This window comes from Sphingomonas piscis, assembly GCF_011300455.1.
GTDB classification, from domain to species: domain Bacteria; phylum Pseudomonadota; class Alphaproteobacteria; order Sphingomonadales; family Sphingomonadaceae; genus Sphingomicrobium; species Sphingomicrobium piscis.
Genome location: NZ_CP049869.1, coordinates 407,926 through 428,600, shown reverse-complemented (window position 1 = coordinate 428,600; position 20,675 = coordinate 407,926). Strand labels below are relative to the sequence as shown.

Here is a 20,675-nt window from a genome sequence, read left to right as displayed (position 1 = left end):
GGTCGTATCAGTCCTGCTCTGGCCGCGGACCCGAGGTGCACGTATATCGCGTGGGTAAGACTTCGCAGCATCAGGAGAAGGCGTGGACAGCTTTCGCGACCGTTACATTGCGTCGCTTAATACCGCCGATGTCGAAGGCGCCATGTCGCTCTTCACGCAAGACGCAGTGGTCGTCTCGCCGCTGTATGGCGAGAATCCGGTCAGGAACTACCTCGAACGGCTGCTCGTCGATTCTCGCAAGGCGGGGGCGACGTGCAAGCGTTCCTTCATGTCGAACGACGGCGCAATCGCATTCCACCTGACCTGCCGTTGGACCTTCGCGACCGGCAGGGAATATGTGTTCGACCGTGTCGACCTGTTCGACGGCTTCGTCGACGGCCGGGCCGGACGGTTGAGCCTCCTCTATGACTCGGCGCCATTCAGGGCGGAGTTCGCCTGGGCGCAAGCCAACGTTAGAGGCTGAACTGCCAAGCGCAGCGGTTCCGGCGGGTCGGCGATCCTGTCACCGTTCGAGTCATAAGATGCGGACGTCCGCTTTCGACCCATAGTCGACCCTGAGGCCCCCCATTGACCGCCCGCAGACCCAGCCGTGTTGAGAGGCGGAAGGAATTCTGCGATCCGCATTCGATGAGGTTGTCGGAGTCGGAACTGGACAGGGGCGAACCAACCGCAGAAGGCGGCCCGAAGCTGCTCCCTGCGCGCCTCAGAAAGGAGCTCACCACCAGGCCGGAGTTCGGGTTTCCGACCCAGGTTCTGATTGGCGTGTTAGCAGCTTTGATCGCCGTCGCTGTGCGGTACTCACTGCCTTTGAGACCCCAGCAACTACCAACCATCACGGTAGTCATCTGTATCGCGATCGTCACGACCTTCGTCGGCCTTCAGAGTGGGATCGTGGCTGCGATCGTTGGAGGCCTTCTTTGTTGGTACCTATTCTTCAACCCCTATTCCTGGGATCTTTCCAACGGTGCTTGGATCCCTTTGATAGGGTTTTTCGTCATAGCGTCGGTCATCGTCAGTACTGCGTGGCTTTATCGCTCTAGCGAGCGAGCACGTCATTCGAGCGAGCTTCTCCGGCTGCAGGCGGAACGAAACAAGCTCGAGTTGTTCGCGCAGGAAATGGCGCACCGCCTGAATAACGCGCTCACAATTGTTCAAAGCATAGCCTTCCAGACGATCGGCTCAGACACCCATGATGCCAAAGCGTTCGCTGGCCGGCTCAGAGCGATCGCGGAAGCCAATAGGCTGCTGACAAAGCACGTATCCCATCCCTCAGCGTTGGCTATGGATGTGATCCGGTCGGCACTCGGTCCTTTCGGAGCTGCCGAACACCGCATCAAGATCGAAGGCTCGAACGGGATGCTAAACGGCTCCCAAGCGGTCTCCTTAGCGCTGTGTATCCATGAGCTCGCGACGAATGCTCTCAAATATGGTGCGCTTTCGGTGCCCACGGGCGAGGTGATATTGGAACTGAGAAAAGCTCCGACCCGCTATGTCATCCATTGGAAAGAGCTTGGCGGTCCAGTGGTTGCACCGTCCGCCCACAGCGGCTTCGGCAGCCGGCTTCTGAAACGCACCGGCGCTGGAACTAAGTTGGCCTTCGAGCCCGACGGACTGCGTTGCACAATCGAGTTGGAACTAGGAAACTGAGCGTCTGCACCACCGGCTGCTGACATTCAGCGGTTACCCTCCTGAAACAGACCTTAGACCGTAGTGTCTAGTATGCGACAAATCTGGTCTTCCGCCCGAATGGCTGTTAACGCCGCGTTATCGCCCGCCTCCTTGGCTTGCTCGCGATGAGAGACCCTTGGGTCGGGCTCTGACATCAGCCTCGTGGAGCAAGCCGTGCAGCCAGCACTGTCCGTCCTCTTGGTAGAGGATGAAACTCTGATAGCCCTCAACCTTCAAGATGCTTTGGAAGAGGCGGGCTTTTCTGTGCACCACGTGCTTGGAGGTGCAGCCGCAGTGGAGGTGATCGAAGCCAAGCACGCGGAGCTTGCGGCCGTGGTGACCGATATTCGGTTCGGACGAGACCTCGACGGCTGGCAAGTGGCTCGGCGAGCCCGCGAACTCTCGCCTCATATCCCGATCGTGTACACGTCAGGTGATAGTGCCCACGAACATACCGCCCACGGCGTTCCCGATAGCATTATGCTACAAAAGCCATTCGCCACAGCCCAGTTGGTAACCGCTATCGCGACACTCCTGAATGCCTTGCCCCTAACAACCTAACGTCCGCTTTCCACCCATTGCGGACGTTCGCAACCATTATAGCCTTCACCACAATTCGCTAGGCAGGTTGCCTGCGGTTGCGCTTGCCTTCCGATCGAATTCAGCCAAGTCTGGCGCAGTAATCGACAGCGCAGGGGCGGGTGAATGACAGCGAAATGGCTCGCGGCTTTGTTGGCGCTGTCATCTGCTCAACAAGCCCATTCCAAACAGCCTACCACCGCCATTGCAGACGACGCCGCGGCACGTCGGTGGATCTCTGCTGCTGGCCATCGCTTCAACCCATCTGCAGTCGCTGACGCTGATCTCAGAGGTATCGTAGAGCGGCTAAATGGCGCCAAGGTCATTGGCATTGGCGAAGCTACACACGGCACTCATCAGGATCAGGCGTTCAAGGCCGAGCTCATCAAGGCGCTTGTTCGTTCAGGAGCAATCGATGCTGTGGCGGTGGAGTGCAACCGAGCGGCGGGATATGGCTTTGATCGATACGTTGTCACGGGCGAAGGCGACCCTGCTGCGCTGATCCGGTCGCCAAGCTTCTTTTCAATCTGGCGCAATGACGCGTTTGCAGGACTTCTGCTCTGGTTACGTGCTTGGAACCAGACCTCGCAGAAGCCGATCCGGATCTACGGAATTGATGTTCAAGAAAGCGGCGACGATGCCGATTTCGCACTGAAAACCTTAGCGCGCTATTCGCCCGTTGACGCGGACGTCCTCCGGAGAAGGCTGGCCCCGATCCTCCCGGCGGATGGTGGACGCGCGCCATTCCTTCCGGATTGGGTGAAAAATGCCGACGCCGCCACGATCAAGCGCTTGCTGGATGCCGCGACCGGTCTTGAACATGAGCTCACTTCAAAAACGGCTAACGGGAAAAATGACGAACAAGTTGCCGAAGCTGTCTATGCGGCGCGAGCAGCAAGGCAGGGGCTATATGCCTTTGAGTTCGATTACGCGGGTGCAGATCAGAAAACGATCCCGATAGAATATTGGGGACGTCGTGACCGAGACATGGCCAGCAACCTTCTCAGTCGCCTCGGATCAGGACGGGCCGCCTTATGGGCGCAGAACAGCCACATCGTCTGGGCATCTCCGGGCTGGGAAGATAAAGGACATGTCACTACCGGCGTGGTCCTTCGGCGTGAGCTGAAACACGACTATCGCGCGGTGGGGTTTACCTGGTCGCGAGCTGTGGTCCGTGCAGTGGCGCTGCCGCGCAAGTCTCCATCACCCGCTCGCGGTGAGCGCGTATTCAGCGACAGCCCAGCTCGCAATGACCGACCAGGAGATCTCGGCTCGGTTTTTTCACCTCTGACAGGTGACGGCATCTGGCTCGATGTTTCTGCCCGCCCTCGCACCCAAGCACTTGACCGCTGGGCAAAGCGGCCGGTCTACTGGGGCCTCATCGGATGGCGGTTTGATCCAAATGACTTTCAGACTGGTGGGGATCCTGATCTTCCACCGGGTACGGGCTACGACGTGATCGTCTGGCATCGGCGCATGTCTCCAGCCCGAACTTGGCCAGACGCTCTTCCAAAGGAAACCGATTCCCCGCAGTAGACCGGCCGGTCACGCCTCGACCGAAGCGGGTTTCCTGCTCACGTGATAGGCGCGAGTGCTTCGAAGAGCGTCTGCTTACAGCCAAAGCAAACTGGGCTGTACACACCGGGGCATATCGGGACGACTGCCGACTACCTCTGCAGAATGCCGGTTTTCGCCGGATCGATCCGAAGAAAACGAGCCGCGTTTTCGTATAAAAACTTGCGCTTCTGAGTTCGTGTGAGCCGCGGAGCAGTCCAGACACGCTGGATCCCGACTTCAATAAGTTCGGGCCAGACCATCTGATCGGTGCCGTAGAGGATCCTATCCTCGAAACCCGCGTCGATGAACGACTGGAGGTAGGGCCAGATATCGCTGTCGCGATAGCCGATCGTGAGGAACCCAAACTCCGCATAGACCTGTGGGTGCGCAGCCATGAGAGCCAGCATGCGCTCCTTCATTGGGTATCCCGCGTGAACCACAAATACCCGCAGCTTGGGATGGCGAACAAGGATAGGCTCAAGCTGCAGCGGGTCCGTCAACGCCGCCCGGTATAGCGGAGTGGCGAAATAGGTTGTTCCAGGCGGCCCTGGACCCATGTGTATTCCCACCGGAACGTCGAGTTCTTCCGCAAGCGCCCAATAGGGTTCCATTCGCGGATCGCCAGGCGCGATCCCTTGATACTGAAGGCTCAATTCGGACAGGGCCTTGAGACGGCCAAGGGTATGCCGTTGTCGCAGTTCCTCGACGCTTGGCAGTTTGTCCGGAGACCCAGCACCCACCGCGGGCAGGATGCGGGTCGGTTCGTCCCGAAGCCAGCGGTCAACGTAGGCCGGACTTCCGCCCGCAATCGCGTACACGTCATGCTTCCTGAGCATTGCGATGGTGCGTGTCCGCAGATCGTCGTCACTTGACGCGGACCGGTACTTCTTAGGGCAGTCGGGCTCACCGAACATGCTGCGCATATAGCCCGGAAGACCCTTGCCGCCCGTTCCAGGATCGAGAGGCTTAAATGCCGGAAACGGGGCGCATACGAACGATGGCGGGCCCTGGCCGCCGGCTCCATAAGCGTGGACATGCATGTCGAGCACCGGACCATGGGCGGTGGGCGCCGCATTCGCGGTGGTGGTCGAACAGGCGAGGGACACTGCCCCGATGATGGCTGCAACTCTCATGAGACCACCCCCTCTGGAATACTTACTCACCAGCAGCATCCCGGGCAATCGGGCGACGGAGTAAGTTCCGTTTTCCGACCTAATCCGACTATCCCAGTTTCCCTTGAGTGCGCTCAAGCAGCAGATCGAACACGGCTGGGTGAATGGGGTTTAGGAATTCCAGTCCAACATTGGACTCGGCCAGCCAACAAGTCCTTGCTTCAAGTGCTTCAAGGCCGTCGAGCCTTATCCAAACAGTCTCGCCGATGTTCGGCCTTTCCACATACTCGCACCTGCAGCCGAACCGCGTCAGATCTTTGGTTTGAACAGGATACCCGCCTCTCCCCGCCCTTCTGAGCACGACCGGGGCTGATATCAGAGGGCGTTGGGCAGATCGCTGTTTATGGGCCGGCTCGTATCCCTCGGGTTCAAAAAGAAGGCCGGCCTTCCTGTCCTTGTACCAGCGCACAGCTGCCTTAACGAAGCCGCGCTCCAAGACAGACAGTCTGAGCAGTTCGCCCGGTATCAGCTGCTCCGTCGTTTCGACCGCACAGCCATCATACGATAGGTTCACCAACGACAGGTCCAAGATCGAGTTGTCGAAGCGAATGGCATAGGCTCGCATCTCCACTGGCCGCCGCTCAACACGCGGCATTGCGGCGACCTCGAAGTCTGTCTTCGTGGACCAGGAGCTCTTGTCGGATAAGTTACACACGTCGGGGATTCACTCTCTGGATACGGCGAGTGCGCTCGTAATGGTTTACAAAGGCCTGTCAGACCCCCCGTTTCGTTCATTTCGCTGCTCGGATCTTAGTGTCCCATTCAGCCGCCTGCCGAGAATAGGTCCGCGTTTCTGTACCTTGCCTTCCGTGGCGGACGTTCGCCGCCTTGGGTTAGAAATGCCCTGCAATCTGTCCGGAAGACAGTCGCCGAAGGCTTTTGACGACATCCAACAAAGGTCTGTGTTCCAACGATTTCGGACAAGCTATGGTCCGCGCGGCCGGCCTAGAGCTTGGCAGCAACGTTGTTGTACGTCGTGTCCAGCTTGTTGCCCAGGCTGCCCATGGCTGCGATTGCAGCAACAGCAATGAGCGTGGCAATCAGCGCGTACTCGATTGCCGTCGCACCTTCTTCGTTCTTGGTCAGCTCAAGAAGCTTCATCACAACAGCTCTCCTCTGAGTCACCTCACACCACCAGCCGCAGCTTCAACCTCGGATGGGCTTGCCTATGGTGGCAGCCAGGCATGTCGAAAGGCTTAACGACCGGTGGAGGTCTGCAGTCGAGCCGTTGCGAACATTATGCCGCGTTTGCTAAGTCTCGCGGGAGAGCGCCGTTCCGGGCAGGATCAGTTGCTGGCTGAGGGGAGAACCCATCGATGCCGAAACCGACTACCATCGATGAGTATATTGACGCTGCTGCACCAGATGCGCAGCCGCTTCTGCGGCAACTGCGTCAAACCCTTAAGGAAGCTGTTCCAGATGCGAAGGAATGCATCAAGTGGAGCGAGCCAGCGTTTACGTTGGATCGCATTCTCTACATGTTCACGGCGCGAAAGAATTATGTTTCCTTTGCACCCACACTATCCGTCATCAGCCATTTCGCCGATACCCTCGATGGCATCGAGTACACGCGATGCACAGTCAAGTTTGCTTACGACCGACCACTCCCCGAGCAACTCGTGAATGATATGGCCGTGCAGCGGCTTTGCGACGTGCTCGAACGCGACGCTCAGTGGATGTAGTGCGAGTTTGATTGAACGTCCGCTTTCCACCCAACGCATATGCAACGAAGGTCTGCCTCCGACCCAAAGCGGACATTAGCCGCTACTTGATGAAGTAGCCGTCCACCTTCCAGCCGGAAGTCTCGTGGGAGAGGACAACTGTCTCAGTCGCAGCAGCCTTGTTGGCGAAGTTCGTGTCGAACTGCACTATCTCGTATTCACCGTCGGGAGCACCGGGCAAGGACTTCGCCTTTGTCACACTCTTCAAAGCTCGCGACGAAACTGGACCCAACGGCTCTCGAACGGGGGCAATTGTCGCGACCCAACGCGCTTGCGGCATCTGTGATTTGAACAGAGTTCCGGCAGCGGTCCAGCTGTCATCCCATCGCTTGGAATCCACTAGGCTAATCCAACTCTTAGCTGCGGCTAGGTTCGGCTCTTGGTTTACTGGCGCGGCCCCGGCCAGTGCAGCCGAAAGGAGGATAGCGAGCATCGTGAACTCCTACTGACAATCCGGCGGTCACAAGTCTGGCTGTTCAGTCGACGCTTCGCAAGCCCCGCGACGAATGTCTGCTTTCCACCCGTTGCAGACGTTCGGTAAGTCGACCAGACAAGCGGTTATGAGAACTGCGCTTCTAATTCTTGGGATCTTCGCATTGCTGATGGGGCTTCTTTGGGCTGCTCAGGGTGCAGGGATCATTCAGTGGCCCGCCTCAAGCTTCATGATCGATCAGCGTCCTTGGATCGCTCGCGGTGCACTTATGGCTTTGCTTGGGGCAGCCCTCATCATCTCCTCGCGCCTACGGCGGGCTTAGCCTGAGCTTGGGTCTTTGACTCCCGAAACGGACACGTGGTCTATCCGCGTGTCGGTCCTATGGGGGCGACGCTGATCGCTACAGCTTACTTGATAAGTCCGGCACTCTTGGCACGGGTGATTGCCCGAACAACCTCTGCGCGGTTCTGCAGCTCTGCACTTTCGGCGGCGGTCAGGCGGCCATCCTGAGCAAACCGTTGCTCCAGGTTTCCGATCTCACCCACTTCCGCCCGCAGTTCTTTCGCCTGCTTGCGCGATAGCTGCCCGGACTCACGAGCATGGTTTATCTCTGAGCGCACTTCATCTGCACTTGTAGGCGTGGACCCGCTGAAAGTGGGTGTCGGCCTGACAGTAGGTGCCGGAGGGCCATAAATCTGAGAAGCGCCGCCAAGGGCGAGAACGGCAGCAAATGCGAGAGGGAGCATGAAGACCTCCTTGCACCGGAATGCGTCCGGTCAGCTCAACATACACTCCAAAGGTGCAATGCCAAATGAGTCCCGAACGGCCGCTTTCCACCCCTTCGAGACATTCAGCAAAGGTCTGTAATCGACCCATTGCAGACATTCCGCGGCAGTGGCAGCATCAGCAGGCTCGGCCCCGCCGGAGTCCTACGCGATGAAATTGATACCTTGCCTTGTAGCTGCGGGCGTTCTGGCTTCGGCAGGTCTATCGATTGCTGCTCCTCCACCACCTCCTTCTCCTGCAGAAGAGCAGGAGCTGCAGAACTTTTTGAGGGCCCTGCCCAAGCGCATCCCAGCAGATGTTGATAGGTTCGAACGGTCCGTCTCTCCGAACGTAAAGGTCTATCGGGATGGAAAATTAGCCTTCTCCGACCGTAACGCATGGCTTGGTTTTCTGCGAAGCTACGCGCCAAAAACCTCCGACGAGCCTCAAGGTACTTCGGTAAGCCGTGAGGCGTTCTATCGACTGGCAGACGGAGGGATCGGTGTGCTGGAGTTTAGCAATCCAATCCCACCGGCAGGCAGGGAAGGCCAGATAGCCTACCATCCGGAGTACCCATTCCAGCTCGTGACCTACTATCTTCGGCAAGGACGCTTGGTGCGCGTCGATTACGGGCGTCCAATGCGTCGGCTGCAATAGTGACTAACGTCCGCTTTCCACCCATTGCGGACATTCAGCGGAAGTCCTTCGACCAGCGCAGACATTGGTGCTGCCGGATCTACTTGAACAGTGCGATCATGCCAGTCACTGCAGCAATGAAGGCGTAGATCAGACCCCAGAGTGCCATCTGGCGATCGGCTTCTGACGTCTCGCGCTGTCGGGTCTGTTGCGTTCGGCCACCGCTCCGATGAAGGCCGGACTAGTCGGAAAAACTTCCATTCAGTATGTCGTCGAGTTGCTCATCCGTTCGCGAGCGCCATCACTCGCCAGAATAGCTAAAGGGCGGTGCTTATCGTCACGCCTTAAGCATCGATAGCGTCATCCTCGACCGCCGACGCCCGCTCCTGGATGAAGTTGAAGCGGTGTTCGGGGTTCTTGCCCATCAGCCGCTCGACGAGGTCCTTCACGGGCTGCCGGTCTTCATAGGCCGACGGTAATGTGACCCGCAGCATGGACCGCGTCTTCGGGTCCATGGTGGTTTCCTTGAGCTGGTTCGGGTTCATCTCGCCAAGGCCCTTGAAGCGGGAGACCTCGACCTTCTTGCCCTTGAATTCCTTGGCCTCGATCTCGGCGCGATGGGCGTCGTCGCGGGCGTACATGCTCTTGGCGCCGGCGGTGATGCGGTAGAGGGGCGGCTGCGCGAGGAAGAGGTGGCCGCGGCGGACCAGCTCGGGCATTTCCTGGAAGAAGAAGGTCATCAGCAGGGTGGCGATGTGGGCACCGTCGACGTCGGCGTCGGTCATGATGATGATCCGCTCATAGCGGAGGCTCGCCTCGTCGAACTTGTCGCGGATGCCGCAGCCGAGCGCGAGCTGAAGATCGGCGATCTCGCTGTTGGCCCGGATCTTGTCGGCGCTGGCGCTAGCGACGTTGAGGATCTTGCCGCGAATGGGGAGGATCGCCTGAGTCTTGCGGTCGCGGGCCTGCTTGGCGGAGCCGCCGGCGCTGTCGCCCTCGACGATGAAGAGTTCGGTGCCTTCGGGATCGTCGCTGGCGCAGTCGGTGAGCTTGCCGGGTAGGCGGAGCTTGCGGGCGCTGGTGGCGGTCTTGCGCTTCACCTCGCGCTCGGCGCGGCGCTTTAGGCGCTCGTCCATCCGCTCGATGATCGAGCCCAGGAGTGCGCGGCCGCGATCCATATTGTCGGCGAGGAAATGGTCGAAATGGTCGCGGACGGCGGCCTCGACGAAGCGGGCGGCTTCAAGGCTGGTGAGGCGGTCCTTGGTCTGGCTCTGGAAATGCGGGTTGCGGATGAAGACGCTGAGCATCAGCTCGACGCCGTTGAAGACGTCGTCGGCGGTGATGTCCTTGGCGCGCTTGTTGCCGACAAGCTCGCCGAACGCGCGGATGCCCTTGGTGAGGGCGGCGCGGAGGCCCGCCTCATGGGTGCCGCCGTCGGGGGTGGGGATGGTGTTGCAGTAATAGCTTTCGGAGCCGTCGCTGTAGAGGGGCCAGGCGACGGCCCATTCGGCGCTGCCTTGGGCTTCGGGGAAGTCCTGGCGGCCGGTGAACGGCTGGTTGGTGATCGCCGGGCGGTCGCCGAGCTGTTCGGCTAGGTGATCGGCGAGGCCGTTCGCGAACTGGAAGGTGGCGGTTTCCGGCACCTCGGGAGTCGCCAGCGACGGGTCGCAGCGCCAGCGGATCTCGACGCCGGCGAACAGATAGGCCTTGGAGCGGGCGAGCTTGTAGAGGCGGGCGGGATCGAACCTAGCCGCCTCGCCGAAGATTTCGGGATCGGGGGTGAAGGTTACGCTGGTGCCGCGGCGGTTGGGGGCGGCGCCGACTTCCTGCAAGGGCGAGGTGGTCAGGCCCTTGGCGAAGCTCTGGCGGTAGAGCTTTTTGTCGCGGGCGACCTCGATGATCGTCTCGGTGGACAACGCGTTGACGACGCTGACGCCGACACCGTGGAGGCCGCCGGAGGTGCTGTACGCCTTGCCCTCGAACTTGCCGCCCGAGTGGAGCATGGTGAGGATGACCTCGAGTGCCGACTTACCCGGATATTTGGGGTGCGGGTCGACGGGCATGCCGCGGCCGTTGTCGATGACGGTCAGCTTGTTGCCGGCGTCGAGGATGACCTCGATGCGGCTGGCATGGCCGGCGACCGCCTCGTCCATCGAATTGTCGATGACTTCGGCGGCGAGGTGATGGAGCGCGCGTTCGTCGGTGCCGCCGATATACATGCCGGGGCGGCGGCGGACGGGCTCAAGGCCTTCCAGCACCTCAATCGACGAGGCGTCGTAGCTGTCGGGCGTGGAGGACGCGGAGGGGGAAGCGAAGAGGTCGGCCATTTGCAGCCAAGCTATACGCGTGGTGGGCGGGCTGCCAAGGTTGAGGCAGGTTAGTTATCCACAGGCGCGTTGCGGGTCCCGGAGCAGCCGAGACCCGCGCGCAACCTCAGCCGACGACCAGATGGGCCGTGGTACGGATTGGGTTGCAGACGTTGTAGTAATTGGGCGAGGTCTTCATCACCGCCTGGTGGATGGCCTCGAAATCCTCGCGGCTGCCGTCGCCGGCGATCGTCACCTCATATTCGACGGTGTCGTAGCCGGGCTTCACATTGTCATCGAGGCCGAGGAAGCCGCGAAGGTCGAGCTCGCCCTTGGTGCGGATCTCGAGCTTGTCGAGGGCAATGCCGCGAAGCGCCGCATTGGCGACATAGCCGACCGTCATGCAGGCGTTCAGCGCGGCCATCAGCAGCTCCTGCGGGTTGGCGGCCTGGTCTGCGCCAAGCAGCTGGAGCGGCTCGTCGGCGCGGATGGTGTGGCTGCGGGTCACGCGCTCGCCCGCCATGTCGAAGCCGGTGACTTCGGTCTCGCTGCCGGTCTGGCCGGTCCAGCGAGTAACGACGTCGAAGCCGACCTTGGCCTTCGACGGATCGGCTTTGACGGCCTGAACGACGGTGCCGAGGGCGGCGGTGTCGATGCCGTTGACCGGCGCGTTGTCAGTCTTTGCAAGCATGTCGGAAACTCCCTGTTCGACCGCCGTCCGGAGATCGGCCGGCGAGTGACATGGAGGTACGATCCGGCCGCATTTGCATCCATGACCGGCTTGCCGGATAAGTTGACCCAAACGCCGCGATGGGGGTCGCATGGACGTTCTTGGGGAAATTCTGGCCTCGCTGCGCCTGACCGGGGGCGTGGTGATCGACGGCTGCTTCAGCGGCGACTTCTGCGTGGCGGCGGAGTTCACGCCCGGGCATTGCGCGCCCTTCTTTCCGGTGCCCGAGCGGCTGATCAGCTACCATTACGTGCGATCAGGCCGGCTGGTGGTGGAGATGGCTGGGATGGAGCCGCGCGAGGTGGCGCCGGGCACCATCATCATCCTGCCGCGCAATGACCCGCACCGGCTTGCGAGCGCCTGTGGGCTGGAGCCTGCGGACGTGGAACGCATCGGCTGGGTGACCGCCGAGGGGCTGCACCGGGTGACCTGCGGTACGGGCGAGGGCGACACAAGGGTTTGGTGCGGGTTCCTCGGCACGGCGCGGGCGGGCGTTCATCCGTTGCTCGATGCGCTTCCGGCGCTGCTGGTGCTGGACGTAACCGGCGGCAGCGGCGCCTGGGTCGACAGCTCGATGCGCTTCGTTGCCGAAGCGCAGCCGGAACCGGAGATGGTCGCCAAGCTGGCCGAGCTGTTCCTGGCGCAAGCGATCAGAGACTATCTGTCGCGGGAGGGCGGCGCGTCTGAAGGCTGGGTGCGGGCGTTGGCGGATCCGGCGCTGTCACGCGCGCTCGGCCATATCCATCGCCATTACCGCGAGCCGCTGAGCGTCGATGCGTTGGCGCGGGAGGCGGGCGTGTCGAAGACGGTTCTGGGCGAGAAGTTCGCCGAGCTGCTTGGCGAGCCGCCGATCCGATATTGCGGACGGTGGCGGCTGCGGGTGGCGGCGAACCGCCTGCTGGAGACCGGCGACCCTGTTGCGAGCATCGCCTATGACGTTGGCTTCAACTCCGAGGCGGCGTTCAGCAGGGCGTTCAAGCGGGAATATGGGATCGCACCTGCCGCATGGCGGCGCCCCTCACCCATTCGTGAGTGCAATTAGCTCACTCAGCCATTGCCGATGCTGCAATGCAGCGAATGCATCACGACTGCGCGGGCTTTGCATTTGAGGCGGGGCCGGCCCGGGCGCATAAGGGCCGCGGCTAGAGAGGACCAACGCAAAAACACCACCAGATGGAGGTTCACATGCTTCGGTCCACATTGACGATGATTGCTCTTGGGTTCGCTGCACCGGCAATAGCCGGAAGCGTCAAGCCGGTTTCGATCGGCAGCTTCGAGGGTCAAAAGTTCGAATATTCCACGCGCTTGGCGGATGCCGACGCGGTTGTCATCGAAGGCAAGTTCGTTCGCGGCGACGCCTTCAGGTTCACGGTGAAGCCTGACGGCCATGTCGTCGGCGATGTCGGCAGCAAGGAAGTCGCGTTCCGGGTTTCTAAGAAGGAAGCCGATGAGCTGGCTGCATCGCTGAAGACGCCGCAAATCGCGCAAAATGCGCCGACGTTCCGGTCGGGATCGAACTGACCTTTCGTCGACGGATTACGAAAATGGGGCGGCAGGTCGGGTGACCCGCCGCCCTTTTTCTTGTTCAAGCGGGGCGGCGGCCGGGACTAAGCGGCGACGGCGAAGCGGTCGAAGAGCCAGTCGTGGAAGGCTTTCACCGGCCGGCGGGTGAGGGCGCTGGGCAAGCAGGCGAACCAGTAGGAATAAGGGCTTTCTACCGTCTGGTCGAAGATCTGAACCAGGCGCGAGTCCTGCGAGTTATCGAGGTGATGGTCCAACATGAAAGCGACGCCGAGCCCGGCGGCCGCCGTGTCGAGGATGAGCTGGCCCGCGTCGAAATACGTGATGCTTGCGGGTTCCAGGTCCGGCAGGCCGACGGACTTCTTCCAGGCGTCGAAGTTCGTCGCCATGTTGCGGTGTAGAAGGACCGGCACCTTGGCCAGGTCCGCCGGGGAGCGGAGGCCGTCCTTCAACGACTGGGCGCCGATGGCGACGACCTTCCCCCGTTCGAGGAAGCGCGAATAGAGCTTGGAGTCGACGTGGGTGGCGATGACGATCGCCGCATCGACGCCTTCGTTGAGCCGGTTGAGGCGATTGCCGCCGGTTTCCAGCTCCACCTGCAGCGCCGGATGCCGCTCCCGTAGTGACGGCAGCACAGGCACCAGGCATTGCGACGCGAACAGGCTCGGGACGGCCAGCTTGATCTGCATGCCGCGGGCCGGGCCGGTCGCATGTTCAAGCGCCTGAGCCAAGGCATCAAGGTGTGGTCCGACCTCCTCAAGAAGCCTTCGGCCGCGCATATTCAGGAGAACGGCATTGTGCTGCCGCTCGAACAATGGGGAACCGACGAAATGTTCGAGAGCCTGGATCCGCCGTGTGAGCGCCGGCGAAGACAGCGCCAGCGAATCGGCCGCCGCCTTCAGCGAGCCCTGACGCGCGACCTGAACAAACGCCTGGAGTGCTCCGAGTGGGGGGAGTCGTAGCATGGGTTGCTTTTAGCAACTCTGGTGCGGTGCAACATGTGAAAAATGCACCCAGCCGCCGATTTGGTCAAAAAAACGGGGGCGTTCCCTTAGGAGCGCCCCCGAAGGCTTGGAGAGGATGCCGTAATCGGCAGGGACAGTTATGTCGAAGAGCCGATTTTGCTGCAAATGCGAAGAGCGCATGGCCGAGATGCGGATTGTGCATCCCGTTTACGCGTACGGCAAAACGCCGCCGGCTGGCACAGCCGACGGCGTCAATGCCCCCTCAGAGAAGGTTCAGGCCCTGGCGAGCCTCGTCCCCTTGCGGCGAGACGCGCGCATTGCGAAGCCGATCGCGCCAAAGCCGATGATCATCGTCGCCCAAGTGGCAGGATCCGGAACCGCGGACACCTGGAAGTTGGACACCTCAAACGCATCGATCTGCGAGCTGTTGGCGAAGGTCACCGACCGGATCTGATCGGCGGCACCGGCAACGAAGCGGACATACTGACCGAAGCTCTGATCTCCGTTCGAGACGGGGAAGCCGAGGCTGCTTGCCGTGAAATTATAGACGCCGAAATCGCTCTTTACTGAAAGCCTGTTGTACCAGTCGGGCGAGCCCCAGAGGAAGCCGAACGAACGCAACGGGGCGGTGAAGGTCAAGGTCGCAACTTGGCCCGAGGACGGGCCGGCGGCGAGGAAGTTGGTGCCCGGGGCGGTCCCGGCCGGGATGTCGGCGATCGGCTTATCTTCCGAATAGACGGTACCACCGGACAGGGTGGCAATGGTGCCACCGTTCAGGCCAGCGTCGGACAAAGTGAGGAAAGGCCCGGTTGCGCTGCTCAGCGATCCGGTGACCTCTGCCTGTGCAGGAACAGCGGAAAGTGCCGCAATGGCAAGCGCCCTAAAATGGTGCGATCGTCTTCATTTCCGTTCCCCAGTGAATCGTTAATTTCAAGTTAACCGCTCATCGAAAGCAAAAGTCAAACAGTGTCTCAGGTCCGGTCCCGAATTGAGACGAGAAATCGATTGGACCGACATGGCGAACAATATGAATGGAGCGAGTTGCTCATCGCCACCGATCCGCATAGCTTCTGTCTATAACAAAACGCGGAGAGTGCTTGTGAGAGTGGTTTGCATGGCTGCGGCAGCAATGGCGGCGGTCGCGATCTCGGCGCCGGTACAGGCGCAACGGGCAGCGACGGTTGAGCGCATCAGTGTCCATGGCGCGTCGTTGGAGGGCAATCTCGAGGGCAATTCGGCCGACCGAAAGGTCGTGGTGGTGCTGCCGCCCAGCTACGCTGCCAACAAGTCGAAGCGCTATCCCGTCGTCTATTTCCTCCATGGTTTCACCTCCAATGCGGAAGACAACCTCAAGGGCGTCGAGGCAGACGCAGCGCTTAGCTCGGTTGCGGCGAGCGGGCCGGAGATGATCCTGGTGTTGCCGGACGCTTATACCCGGCATGCGGGCGCCATGTATTCCAACTCCCCAACGACGGGCAATTTCGAGCGGTTCGTGGCGCGCGATCTCGTCGCCTACGTCGACGGTCACTACCGGACGATCGCCAAGCGCGAGAGCCGCGGCCTGTCGGGCCATTCGATGGGCGGATACGGCACGATCAAGCTGGGCATGAAATATCCGGAGGTCTTTTCAAGCCTCTATGCGATGAGCCCGTGCTGCCTGGCGCCGATGGTTCCGGCGGCCGACCAGCTCAAGAAGATGAGCGGAATGACGCTGGCGCAGGCGCAGGCCGGCGACTTCTTCACCAAGGCGGGGTTCGCCTCGCTCGCAGCATGGGCGCCGGCGCCGGACAAGGGGCCCATGTTCATCGACTTCGGCCTGAAGGAGGATGGGACGGTGGATCCTGTCTTTGCCGGCCGGGTGGCCGCGAACGCGCCGTTGGTGATGCTGCCGCAATATCTGACGGCGCTGAAGAGCTACGACGGTTTTGCGATCGACATCGGCGACAAGGACTTTCTGCTGCCCGACGTGCAACGGTTCCGGGCGGCGCTTGGGCAGTATGGGATCAAGTACGACTGGCAGCTTTACGAAGGCGACCACGTCAACCGTATCGCCCAGCAATTCCGCGGCAAGGTGCTGCCCTTCTTTCAGCGGCATCTCGACAGCCAGTAGAGCGGTAGGAGCCGCGCCTCAGCAGCTCTTGACCGGGCGGCCTTTGGTGTTGGTGATGCCAAGCTCGGTCCGTTCGCGGACGTTGAAGGCGGTTTCATAGTTGATGTCGATCGGGCCGCCGGTGACGGCAGCGAAGAACATGGGATCGTAGGTGTAGGCCACCTCGACCAGCATCACGGCGGTCCCGGGCTGCGCCTTGATCTTCCGCGTCTTGCCGACGCCGTCCTTGAGCGCGGCGTCGCTTCGCCCCTTGCCCTCGCGGCCGTACTTCGGCGGCTTACCGGTCGCCTTTCCGAAGCAACGCTGCCAATTGATCATCTGGCCCTTTGCAGTGCCGGACTTGCCATTGTCCTGAACCGAGGAGAGGATCACCCGTCCCTTATCCTCAAGCCCGATGGCCTCGCCGGCCGTCTTCGCTCCGACGAAGATCTCGTCGAGGTCGGTTTCGTCCATCTTGCTTGAAACGCGGGCGGCATTGTCGGCGGTTGTCGTCGCGACCTGGTTCACCTTGAGGTGGGCGACGGCGAGGTTCGTCACCTCGATGCCCCCGAGCACCAGCAGCAGCAGCACGGGAAGGGTAAGGGCGAACTCGACCATCGCCACACCGCTTGTGTCGCGAAGCAGACGGGACGGGGAAGAGAGCGGCGGGGTCAGCATGCGACCGTGGGCCTTTCCTGGTCGTCATAAGGCTGGCTACGGATCGCGACGCTCGCCTTCACGACATGGTTGGCGGGCAGGCCGACCAGCTTGGCCATCGGCAGAATGCGCGGAACGGATTCGGTAACATCGTAGAAGACGACGTCGCTGGCACCGCCGATGCCGCTTCTGGCGGAATCGAGGTCGAAGCTGCCGTTGGGGTTGATGTCCTGCCAGCAATCGCCCGCATCGTAGCGGCCGTTGTTGTTCTTGTCGGTGACCAATGGCTCGGGCTTGCCGGCCCCCGAAAAGGAGGAGTAGTTGCGCATCCTGATGGTGTAGCTGCCGTCCTTGGCGAGCACGCTCATGCGCTGCTTGATCGCATTTTCGACCTTGGCCTCGAGAGTCGCTCCGCTGGTACCGAGGTCGGGACTTTCCACGCTTGCAAGCCTGGCGACGTCGTTAAGCGTCCCCTGCAACGTCGCACGAAGATAACTTTGATAGCCGAGGTCTAGCCCGCCGATCAGGACGATGCTGAGCGGGAGGAGGATGATCGCGAACTCGACGGCGGCGGCACCGCGGCAGTCGTGGGCAAGGCGGGCGAGTGTCCGTTTGATCATCGCGTAATCCTCAGGCGGCCGATGCCCTTGCCGATCTGATCGAACACCCGGTCGAGATTCGATCCGTCGCTGGTGAAGAAATGGTCGTCGCCGGACGCGCAGGGCTTGATGTCGTCCGCTTCGCCAAGGTTGGGGTCCAGCGCGATCGCCCAGACGGTCATCCCCATCTGGCGAGCCCGGTCGCAGGCGTTGAGGAAGCGGGTCTTGTGGCGGTTCAGGCTGTTGCCGTTGCCGGTCATGCGGTCCTCGGCGGCGGTAACTCCGAACGAGCTGTAGTTGGTGTCGGAGGCGGTCATCGCTCCGTCGGTCAAGAAGATGATGTGGCGTTCGACGGGAATGCTGTTGAACGTGTCGGGATTGTCGGTCTGGAACATGCCGGTTCCGGACAGGTAACGCGCTGCCCACATGATGCCGAGATCGTGGTTGGTGTAGCCGCCGACGCTGGTCAGCATCGAATTCATCTTGTTCTGAAAGGCAGTTTCGGAATCGTAGGTGGCGAGACGGCCGGCCCTTGCCGGGCAGAAATGCGCGAGATTGTCGGCAATGCTGTCCGTATAGCCGGTCGTCGCGGCATCATCATAAGGCTGCCACTTCAGCTTTGCGTCGGTCGTCGAGACGCTGTCGATGTCCGCCTGTGCGACATCGGTCGAAATGCGGATTTGCGCCTGATAATTCTGGGAGATGGTCGAGCGTTCCTCGACACATCCCTTCCACAAAAGGGGCCAGGCCGGACTGCGGGTGGGAACATAGGACTGCCACGTCTGGCAGCGGTTGCCGTTGGTCCTGGTGCACTGCCAGTAGCTGGCAGGATCCCGAATCCAGTTGCTGTTGAGATCGCCGCCGACGTTAACCGTCATCGAATATGGCATGAAGCCGTAGCGGGTGCGGACGCCCCTTGCGCCTTCCAATGCCCGGTAGAGCGATACGGACGCGGTGCGGAGGCGCGACAGGCGGGAGTTGGTCTGTTCGGTGGCGGCGTAGGCGCAGGTGGTGCCGGCCGTGCAGTTCATCGACCCGGTGACGTCGAGAACGAGCATGATGTCGTTGTTCACATAATCCTGGTCGGCGTTGCATTGAACCGCGAGGTCGATCTTGTCCTTGCCGAACAGCGCCATGATCGTCGTCGGCACCGACGTGGACGCGGCCACTTCCACCACCGATGCGTCGGTGTCGCTCGCCTCGATGGAGAGGTTCACGGGATCAGCCTGCATGGTGCCGGGCGGGAAGTTGAAGCTGAAGAAGTTGGCGCTTTCGTCGCGTGCCGACTGGTTAATCGCGCCGCCCGCCATTTCGCGCCGGGCAGCCAGCGCCGCGGCGTCGCAGGCACTCTGCATCTTGGCCTTGACCGTATAAGCCCGAGCGACATCAAGGCCGCCGCCGATCATTCCAAGAATAGGAATGAGGCATGCGGCGACGATCATGGTCGTGTTGCCCATGGTATCGACGCCGACAGCACGCAGCAGCAGCTTAAGGCTGGAAACCTTCCGCTGAACCCATGTGCAAGACGTAGCCTGGACCATCCACCACTCGATTGAGACCGATGTGGTGATTTTCTCATGAGAGAAGTTACTGAGTTATTACTGTGGTTCAGCCGTGCTATACTATGGTTTACTGTAAGGTATTAGCCAGAAATTACCGATAGGTTCGATTGTACTTAGCTGGACAAAGCAGCGCGCGCCCGGTCGGATACACTGGCGCGGGTCGGTCGGTTCAGCTTATCATCAGCCCCAAAAAGGAGAGGACAGGATGTTGAAGTTCGGGATGTCGGCGGCATTGCTGATGATTGCGCTAAGCGGAACTGCAAGTGCGGCTGGGCCAATCGCCCGGACGGAAAGCGGTCAGGTGAGCGGGTCTGTCGGTGAGGGGGTCAAGTCGTGGAAGGGCATTCCCTTTGCCGCGCCTCCCGTGGGTGAGAACCGCTGGCGGGCGCCGCAACCGGCCGCCAAGTGGGCGGGCGTTCGGCAGGCGACCGACTATGGCCATGATTGCATGCAGCTGCCCTTCCCCAGCGACGCCGCGCCGCTGGGCACCGCACCGGCCGAGGACTGCCTGGTCATGAATGTCTGGGCGCCCGAGCGTGCAAAAGCCGGCGCGAAGCTGCCGGTGATCGCGTGGATCTATGGCGGCGGATTCGTCAACGGCGGATCGTCGCCGCCGACCTATTCGGGCGCGGATCTCGCCAAAAAGGGCGTGGTGTTCGCAAGCTTCAATTATCGGCTGGGCCGGTTCGGTACGTTCGTTCATCCGCAACTGACGGCGGACGGCGGAATGCCGGCGGGCAATTACTGGCTGATGGACCAGATCGCCGCGCTGAAGTGGATCAAGCGCAATATCGCGGCGTTTGGCGGCGACCCCAGCAACGTTACCATTATCGGCGAGAGCGCCGGCGGCATGTCGGTCAACACGCTGCTGACCTCGCCGATGGCGGGCGGGCTGTTCCACCGGGCGGTGGTGATGTCGGGCGGGGACGGCAAGGCCGATCCCGCAGGCCAGGCGGCGGCGCAGGCGGCGAGCCTTCGTTTTGCCGAAGGTAAGGGGATTGCAGCAGGCGACGCTCAGGCGCTGGCCAAGCTGCGCGCCTTGTCGGGCGAGCAGGTTGTCGACGGGCTCAACCTGATGGCGCTGTTCCGTCCCTCCAATGAACCGCGCAACTTCGCCTGGCCGTTCGTCGATGGTGCGATGGCAGTGGATCCGGCCAGCGCCATGGCGGCGGGGAAGCTTGCCCGGGTGCCGGTGATGATCGGCGCGACCAGCAACGATAGCGGCGGTCCGACGGGCTATATGGCGACAGGCGCCCACACGCTGGCAGGGGTGCTGAGCGCCAAGGGCGTTCCGACCTATGCCTACCGCTTCTCCTACGTCGCGGAATCGCTCGGCAAGACGGGGGCCGACCATGCCAGCGACATCCCCTTCTTCTTCAACACGCAGGACACCAAATACGGCGCGGCGACGACGGCGCGGGACAATGGGATGGGCGAGGCGATCAGCAGCTACATCGCCAATTTCGCCAGGCGGGGCGATCCGAACGGCAAGGGGCTGCCCGCCTGGCCGCGCTACAGCAAGTCGGCGGACGTGATCATGGACTTCAGCGCCGCTGGGACCGCGGTTGCCGGCAAGGATCCGCTCGGCGCACAGCTTGACGCGTCCGCCGCTGCTTCACCGCGACGTTGAGATAGCAGCTTACCGCCGGGCATTCGGCCCGGCGGTAAGCTAATCGGACGTATAAATTCTGGTTCAACATAGGCTGAAGACCAGG

At 61.5% G+C, this 20,675-nt stretch carries 21 protein-coding genes; 9 read left to right on the top strand and 12 right to left on the bottom strand.

The genetic code is table 11. The annotated features are described in order from the left end of the window. The first annotated feature begins 82 nt into the window (after nt 1–82). The 4 genes from G7077_RS02135 (at nt 83) to G7077_RS02120 (ending at nt 3,783) form a co-directional block, all read left to right on the top strand. Nucleotides 83–463 carry a nuclear transport factor 2 family protein gene (locus G7077_RS02135; RefSeq protein WP_166410286.1) on the top strand — a complete coding sequence of 127 codons (381 nt, stop codon included), beginning with the start codon at nt 83–85 and terminating at the stop codon, nt 461–463. Nucleotides 464–627: 164 nt separating this feature from the next. Continuing rightward, nucleotides 628–1,647 carry a sensor histidine kinase gene (locus G7077_RS02130; protein WP_166410285.1) on the top strand — a complete coding sequence of 340 codons (1,020 nt, stop codon included), beginning with the start codon at nt 628–630 and terminating at the stop codon, nt 1,645–1,647. Between the two features lie 195 nt (nt 1,648–1,842). Continuing rightward, nucleotides 1,843–2,229: a response regulator gene (locus G7077_RS02125; RefSeq protein ID WP_166410284.1), complete on the top strand. Its 387-nt coding sequence runs from the start codon at nt 1,843–1,845 to the stop codon at nt 2,227–2,229. Between the two features lie 144 nt (nt 2,230–2,373). Next, nucleotides 2,374–3,783: an erythromycin esterase family protein gene (locus G7077_RS02120; protein ID WP_166410283.1), complete on the top strand. Its 1,410-nt coding sequence runs from the start codon at nt 2,374–2,376 to the stop codon at nt 3,781–3,783. Nucleotides 3,784–3,914: 131 nt separating this feature from the next. On the opposite strand, the gene G7077_RS02115 is transcribed toward G7077_RS02120, so the two are convergent. The 3 genes from G7077_RS02115 to G7077_RS02105 all read right to left on the bottom strand — a co-directional run bounded on the left by G7077_RS02115 (nt 3,915) and on the right by G7077_RS02105 (nt 6,077). Further along, nucleotides 3,915–4,937, bottom strand: a complete 1,023-nt coding sequence (locus G7077_RS02115) for an amidohydrolase family protein (RefSeq protein ID WP_166410282.1) — start codon at nt 4,935–4,937, stop codon at nt 3,915–3,917. Nucleotides 4,938–5,025: 88 nt separating this feature from the next. Continuing rightward, entirely contained in the window at nt 5,026–5,541 is a 516-nt protein-coding gene (locus G7077_RS02110) for a PilZ domain-containing protein (RefSeq protein WP_246167469.1), read from the bottom strand. A 380-nt stretch (nt 5,542–5,921) separates the two neighbouring features. Continuing rightward, nucleotides 5,922–6,077: a Flp family type IVb pilin gene (locus G7077_RS02105; protein WP_425505295.1), complete on the bottom strand. Its 156-nt coding sequence runs from the start codon at nt 6,075–6,077 to the stop codon at nt 5,922–5,924. Nucleotides 6,078–6,292: 215 nt separating this feature from the next. Here G7077_RS02105 and G7077_RS02100 point away from each other — a divergent pair, with 215 nt between their 5' ends. After that, a complete protein-coding gene (locus G7077_RS02100; protein ID WP_166410279.1) occupies nt 6,293–6,658 on the top strand; it encodes an iron chaperone in 366 nt (121 codons plus the stop codon). Nucleotides 6,659–6,740: 82 nt separating this feature from the next. Here the strand turns inward: G7077_RS02100 and G7077_RS02095 are convergent, their stop codons facing one another. The 4 genes from G7077_RS02095 to G7077_RS02080 form a co-directional block, all read right to left on the bottom strand. Beyond that, nucleotides 6,741–7,130 carry a DUF4019 domain-containing protein gene (locus tag G7077_RS02095; protein ID WP_166410278.1) on the bottom strand — a complete coding sequence of 130 codons (390 nt, stop codon included), beginning with the start codon at nt 7,128–7,130 and terminating at the stop codon, nt 6,741–6,743. Nucleotides 7,131–7,537: 407 nt separating this feature from the next. Further along, complete coding sequence (locus tag G7077_RS13860) at nt 7,538–7,675, bottom strand: hypothetical protein (protein ID WP_206367665.1); 138 nt, start codon at nt 7,673–7,675, stop codon at nt 7,538–7,540. A 1,200-nt stretch (nt 7,676–8,875) separates the two neighbouring features. Beyond that, the gene (gene parE, locus G7077_RS02085; RefSeq protein WP_166410276.1) at nt 8,876–10,858 is read right to left on the bottom strand and encodes a DNA topoisomerase IV subunit B; all 1,983 of its coding nucleotides are present in this window, start codon (nt 10,856–10,858) and stop codon (nt 8,876–8,878) included. 106 nt (nt 10,859–10,964) lie between these two features. After that, nucleotides 10,965–11,528: an OsmC family protein gene (locus G7077_RS02080; RefSeq protein WP_166410275.1), complete on the bottom strand. Its 564-nt coding sequence runs from the start codon at nt 11,526–11,528 to the stop codon at nt 10,965–10,967. 130 nt (nt 11,529–11,658) lie between these two features. Between G7077_RS02080 and G7077_RS02075 the strand changes: the two genes are divergently transcribed. Both G7077_RS02075 and G7077_RS02070 read left to right on the top strand, forming a co-directional pair. Next, nucleotides 11,659–12,609, top strand: coding sequence for an AraC family transcriptional regulator (locus tag G7077_RS02075; protein ID WP_166410274.1), 951 nt, complete (start codon nt 11,659–11,661; stop codon nt 12,607–12,609). 143 nt (nt 12,610–12,752) lie between these two features. Continuing rightward, the gene (locus G7077_RS02070; RefSeq protein WP_166410273.1) at nt 12,753–13,088 is read left to right on the top strand and encodes a hypothetical protein; all 336 of its coding nucleotides are present in this window, start codon (nt 12,753–12,755) and stop codon (nt 13,086–13,088) included. Between the two features lie 86 nt (nt 13,089–13,174). Here the strand turns inward: G7077_RS02070 and G7077_RS02065 are convergent, their stop codons facing one another. Continuing rightward, the gene (locus G7077_RS02065) at nt 13,175–14,053 is read right to left on the bottom strand and encodes a LysR substrate-binding domain-containing protein (RefSeq protein ID WP_166410272.1); all 879 of its coding nucleotides are present in this window, start codon (nt 14,051–14,053) and stop codon (nt 13,175–13,177) included. Nucleotides 14,054–14,326: 273 nt separating this feature from the next. Beyond that, nucleotides 14,327–14,845: an Npun_F0296 family exosortase-dependent surface protein gene (locus tag G7077_RS02060; protein ID WP_246167308.1), complete on the bottom strand. Its 519-nt coding sequence runs from the start codon at nt 14,843–14,845 to the stop codon at nt 14,327–14,329. 322 nt (nt 14,846–15,167) lie between these two features. Here G7077_RS02060 and G7077_RS02055 point away from each other — a divergent pair, with 322 nt between their 5' ends. Then, entirely contained in the window at nt 15,168–16,163 is a 996-nt protein-coding gene (locus G7077_RS02055; protein ID WP_166410271.1) for an alpha/beta hydrolase, read from the top strand. An 18-nt stretch (nt 16,164–16,181) separates the two neighbouring features. On the opposite strand, the gene G7077_RS02050 is transcribed toward G7077_RS02055, so the two are convergent. Genes G7077_RS02050 through G7077_RS02040 form a run of 3 tightly spaced genes read right to left on the bottom strand, consistent with a single transcriptional unit; the run spans nt 16,182 to nt 18,855 of the window. Beyond that, nucleotides 16,182–16,820, bottom strand: coding sequence for a TadE/TadG family type IV pilus assembly protein (locus G7077_RS02050; protein ID WP_166410270.1), 639 nt, complete (start codon nt 16,818–16,820; stop codon nt 16,182–16,184). Then, nucleotides 16,814–17,419 (bottom strand): TadE/TadG family type IV pilus assembly protein, encoded by a 606-nt coding sequence (locus tag G7077_RS02045; RefSeq protein WP_166410269.1) that lies wholly within the window; start codon nt 17,417–17,419, stop codon nt 16,814–16,816. Before G7077_RS02045 ends, G7077_RS02050 begins: the two co-directional genes overlap by 7 nt. Next, nucleotides 17,416–18,855 carry a pilus assembly protein TadG-related protein gene (locus G7077_RS02040; protein ID WP_166410268.1) on the bottom strand — a complete coding sequence of 480 codons (1,440 nt, stop codon included), beginning with the start codon at nt 18,853–18,855 and terminating at the stop codon, nt 17,416–17,418. Before G7077_RS02040 ends, G7077_RS02045 begins: the two co-directional genes overlap by 4 nt. A 310-nt stretch (nt 18,856–19,165) precedes the next feature. Between G7077_RS02040 and G7077_RS02035 the strand changes: the two genes are divergently transcribed. Next, the gene (locus G7077_RS02035; protein WP_166410267.1) at nt 19,166–20,590 is read left to right on the top strand and encodes a carboxylesterase/lipase family protein; all 1,425 of its coding nucleotides are present in this window, start codon (nt 19,166–19,168) and stop codon (nt 20,588–20,590) included. The last annotated feature ends 85 nt before the right edge of the window (nt 20,591–20,675 follow it).

Bases quoted from the DNA above. Each gene is read 5' to 3' on its own strand.
- G7077_RS02115 (WP_166410282.1), bottom strand. From the start codon at position 4,937: ATGAGAGTTGCAGCCATCATCGGGGCAGTGTCCCTCGCCTGTTCGACC.
- G7077_RS02065 (WP_166410272.1), bottom strand. From the start codon at position 14,053: ATGCTACGACTCCCCCCACTCGGAGCACTCCAGGCGTTTGTTCAGGTC.
- G7077_RS02130 (WP_166410285.1), top strand. From the start codon at position 628: ATGAGGTTGTCGGAGTCGGAACTGGACAGGGGCGAACCAACCGCAGAA.
- G7077_RS02045 (WP_166410269.1), bottom strand. From the start codon at position 17,419: ATGATCAAACGGACACTCGCCCGCCTTGCCCACGACTGCCGCGGTGCC.
- G7077_RS02040 (WP_166410268.1), bottom strand. From the start codon at position 18,855: ATGGGCAACACGACCATGATCGTCGCCGCATGCCTCATTCCTATTCTT.
- G7077_RS02110 (WP_246167469.1), bottom strand. From the start codon at position 5,541: ATGCGAGCCTATGCCATTCGCTTCGACAACTCGATCTTGGACCTGTCG.
- G7077_RS02080 (WP_166410275.1), bottom strand. From the start codon at position 11,528: ATGCTTGCAAAGACTGACAACGCGCCGGTCAACGGCATCGACACCGCC.
- G7077_RS02095 (WP_166410278.1), bottom strand. From the start codon at position 7,130: ATGCTCGCTATCCTCCTTTCGGCTGCACTGGCCGGGGCCGCGCCAGTA.
- G7077_RS02075 (WP_166410274.1), top strand. From the start codon at position 11,659: ATGGACGTTCTTGGGGAAATTCTGGCCTCGCTGCGCCTGACCGGGGGC.
- G7077_RS02100 (WP_166410279.1), top strand. From the start codon at position 6,293: ATGCCGAAACCGACTACCATCGATGAGTATATTGACGCTGCTGCACCA.
- G7077_RS02120 (WP_166410283.1), top strand. From the start codon at position 2,374: ATGACAGCGAAATGGCTCGCGGCTTTGTTGGCGCTGTCATCTGCTCAA.
- G7077_RS02035 (WP_166410267.1), top strand. From the start codon at position 19,166: ATGTTGAAGTTCGGGATGTCGGCGGCATTGCTGATGATTGCGCTAAGC.
- G7077_RS02055 (WP_166410271.1), top strand. From the start codon at position 15,168: ATGGCTGCGGCAGCAATGGCGGCGGTCGCGATCTCGGCGCCGGTACAG.
- G7077_RS02050 (WP_166410270.1), bottom strand. From the start codon at position 16,820: ATGCTGACCCCGCCGCTCTCTTCCCCGTCCCGTCTGCTTCGCGACACA.
- G7077_RS02105 (WP_425505295.1), bottom strand. From the start codon at position 6,077: ATGAAGCTTCTTGAGCTGACCAAGAACGAAGAAGGTGCGACGGCAATC.
- G7077_RS02070 (WP_166410273.1), top strand. From the start codon at position 12,753: ATGCTTCGGTCCACATTGACGATGATTGCTCTTGGGTTCGCTGCACCG.
- parE (WP_166410276.1), bottom strand. From the start codon at position 10,858: ATGGCCGACCTCTTCGCTTCCCCCTCCGCGTCCTCCACGCCCGACAGC.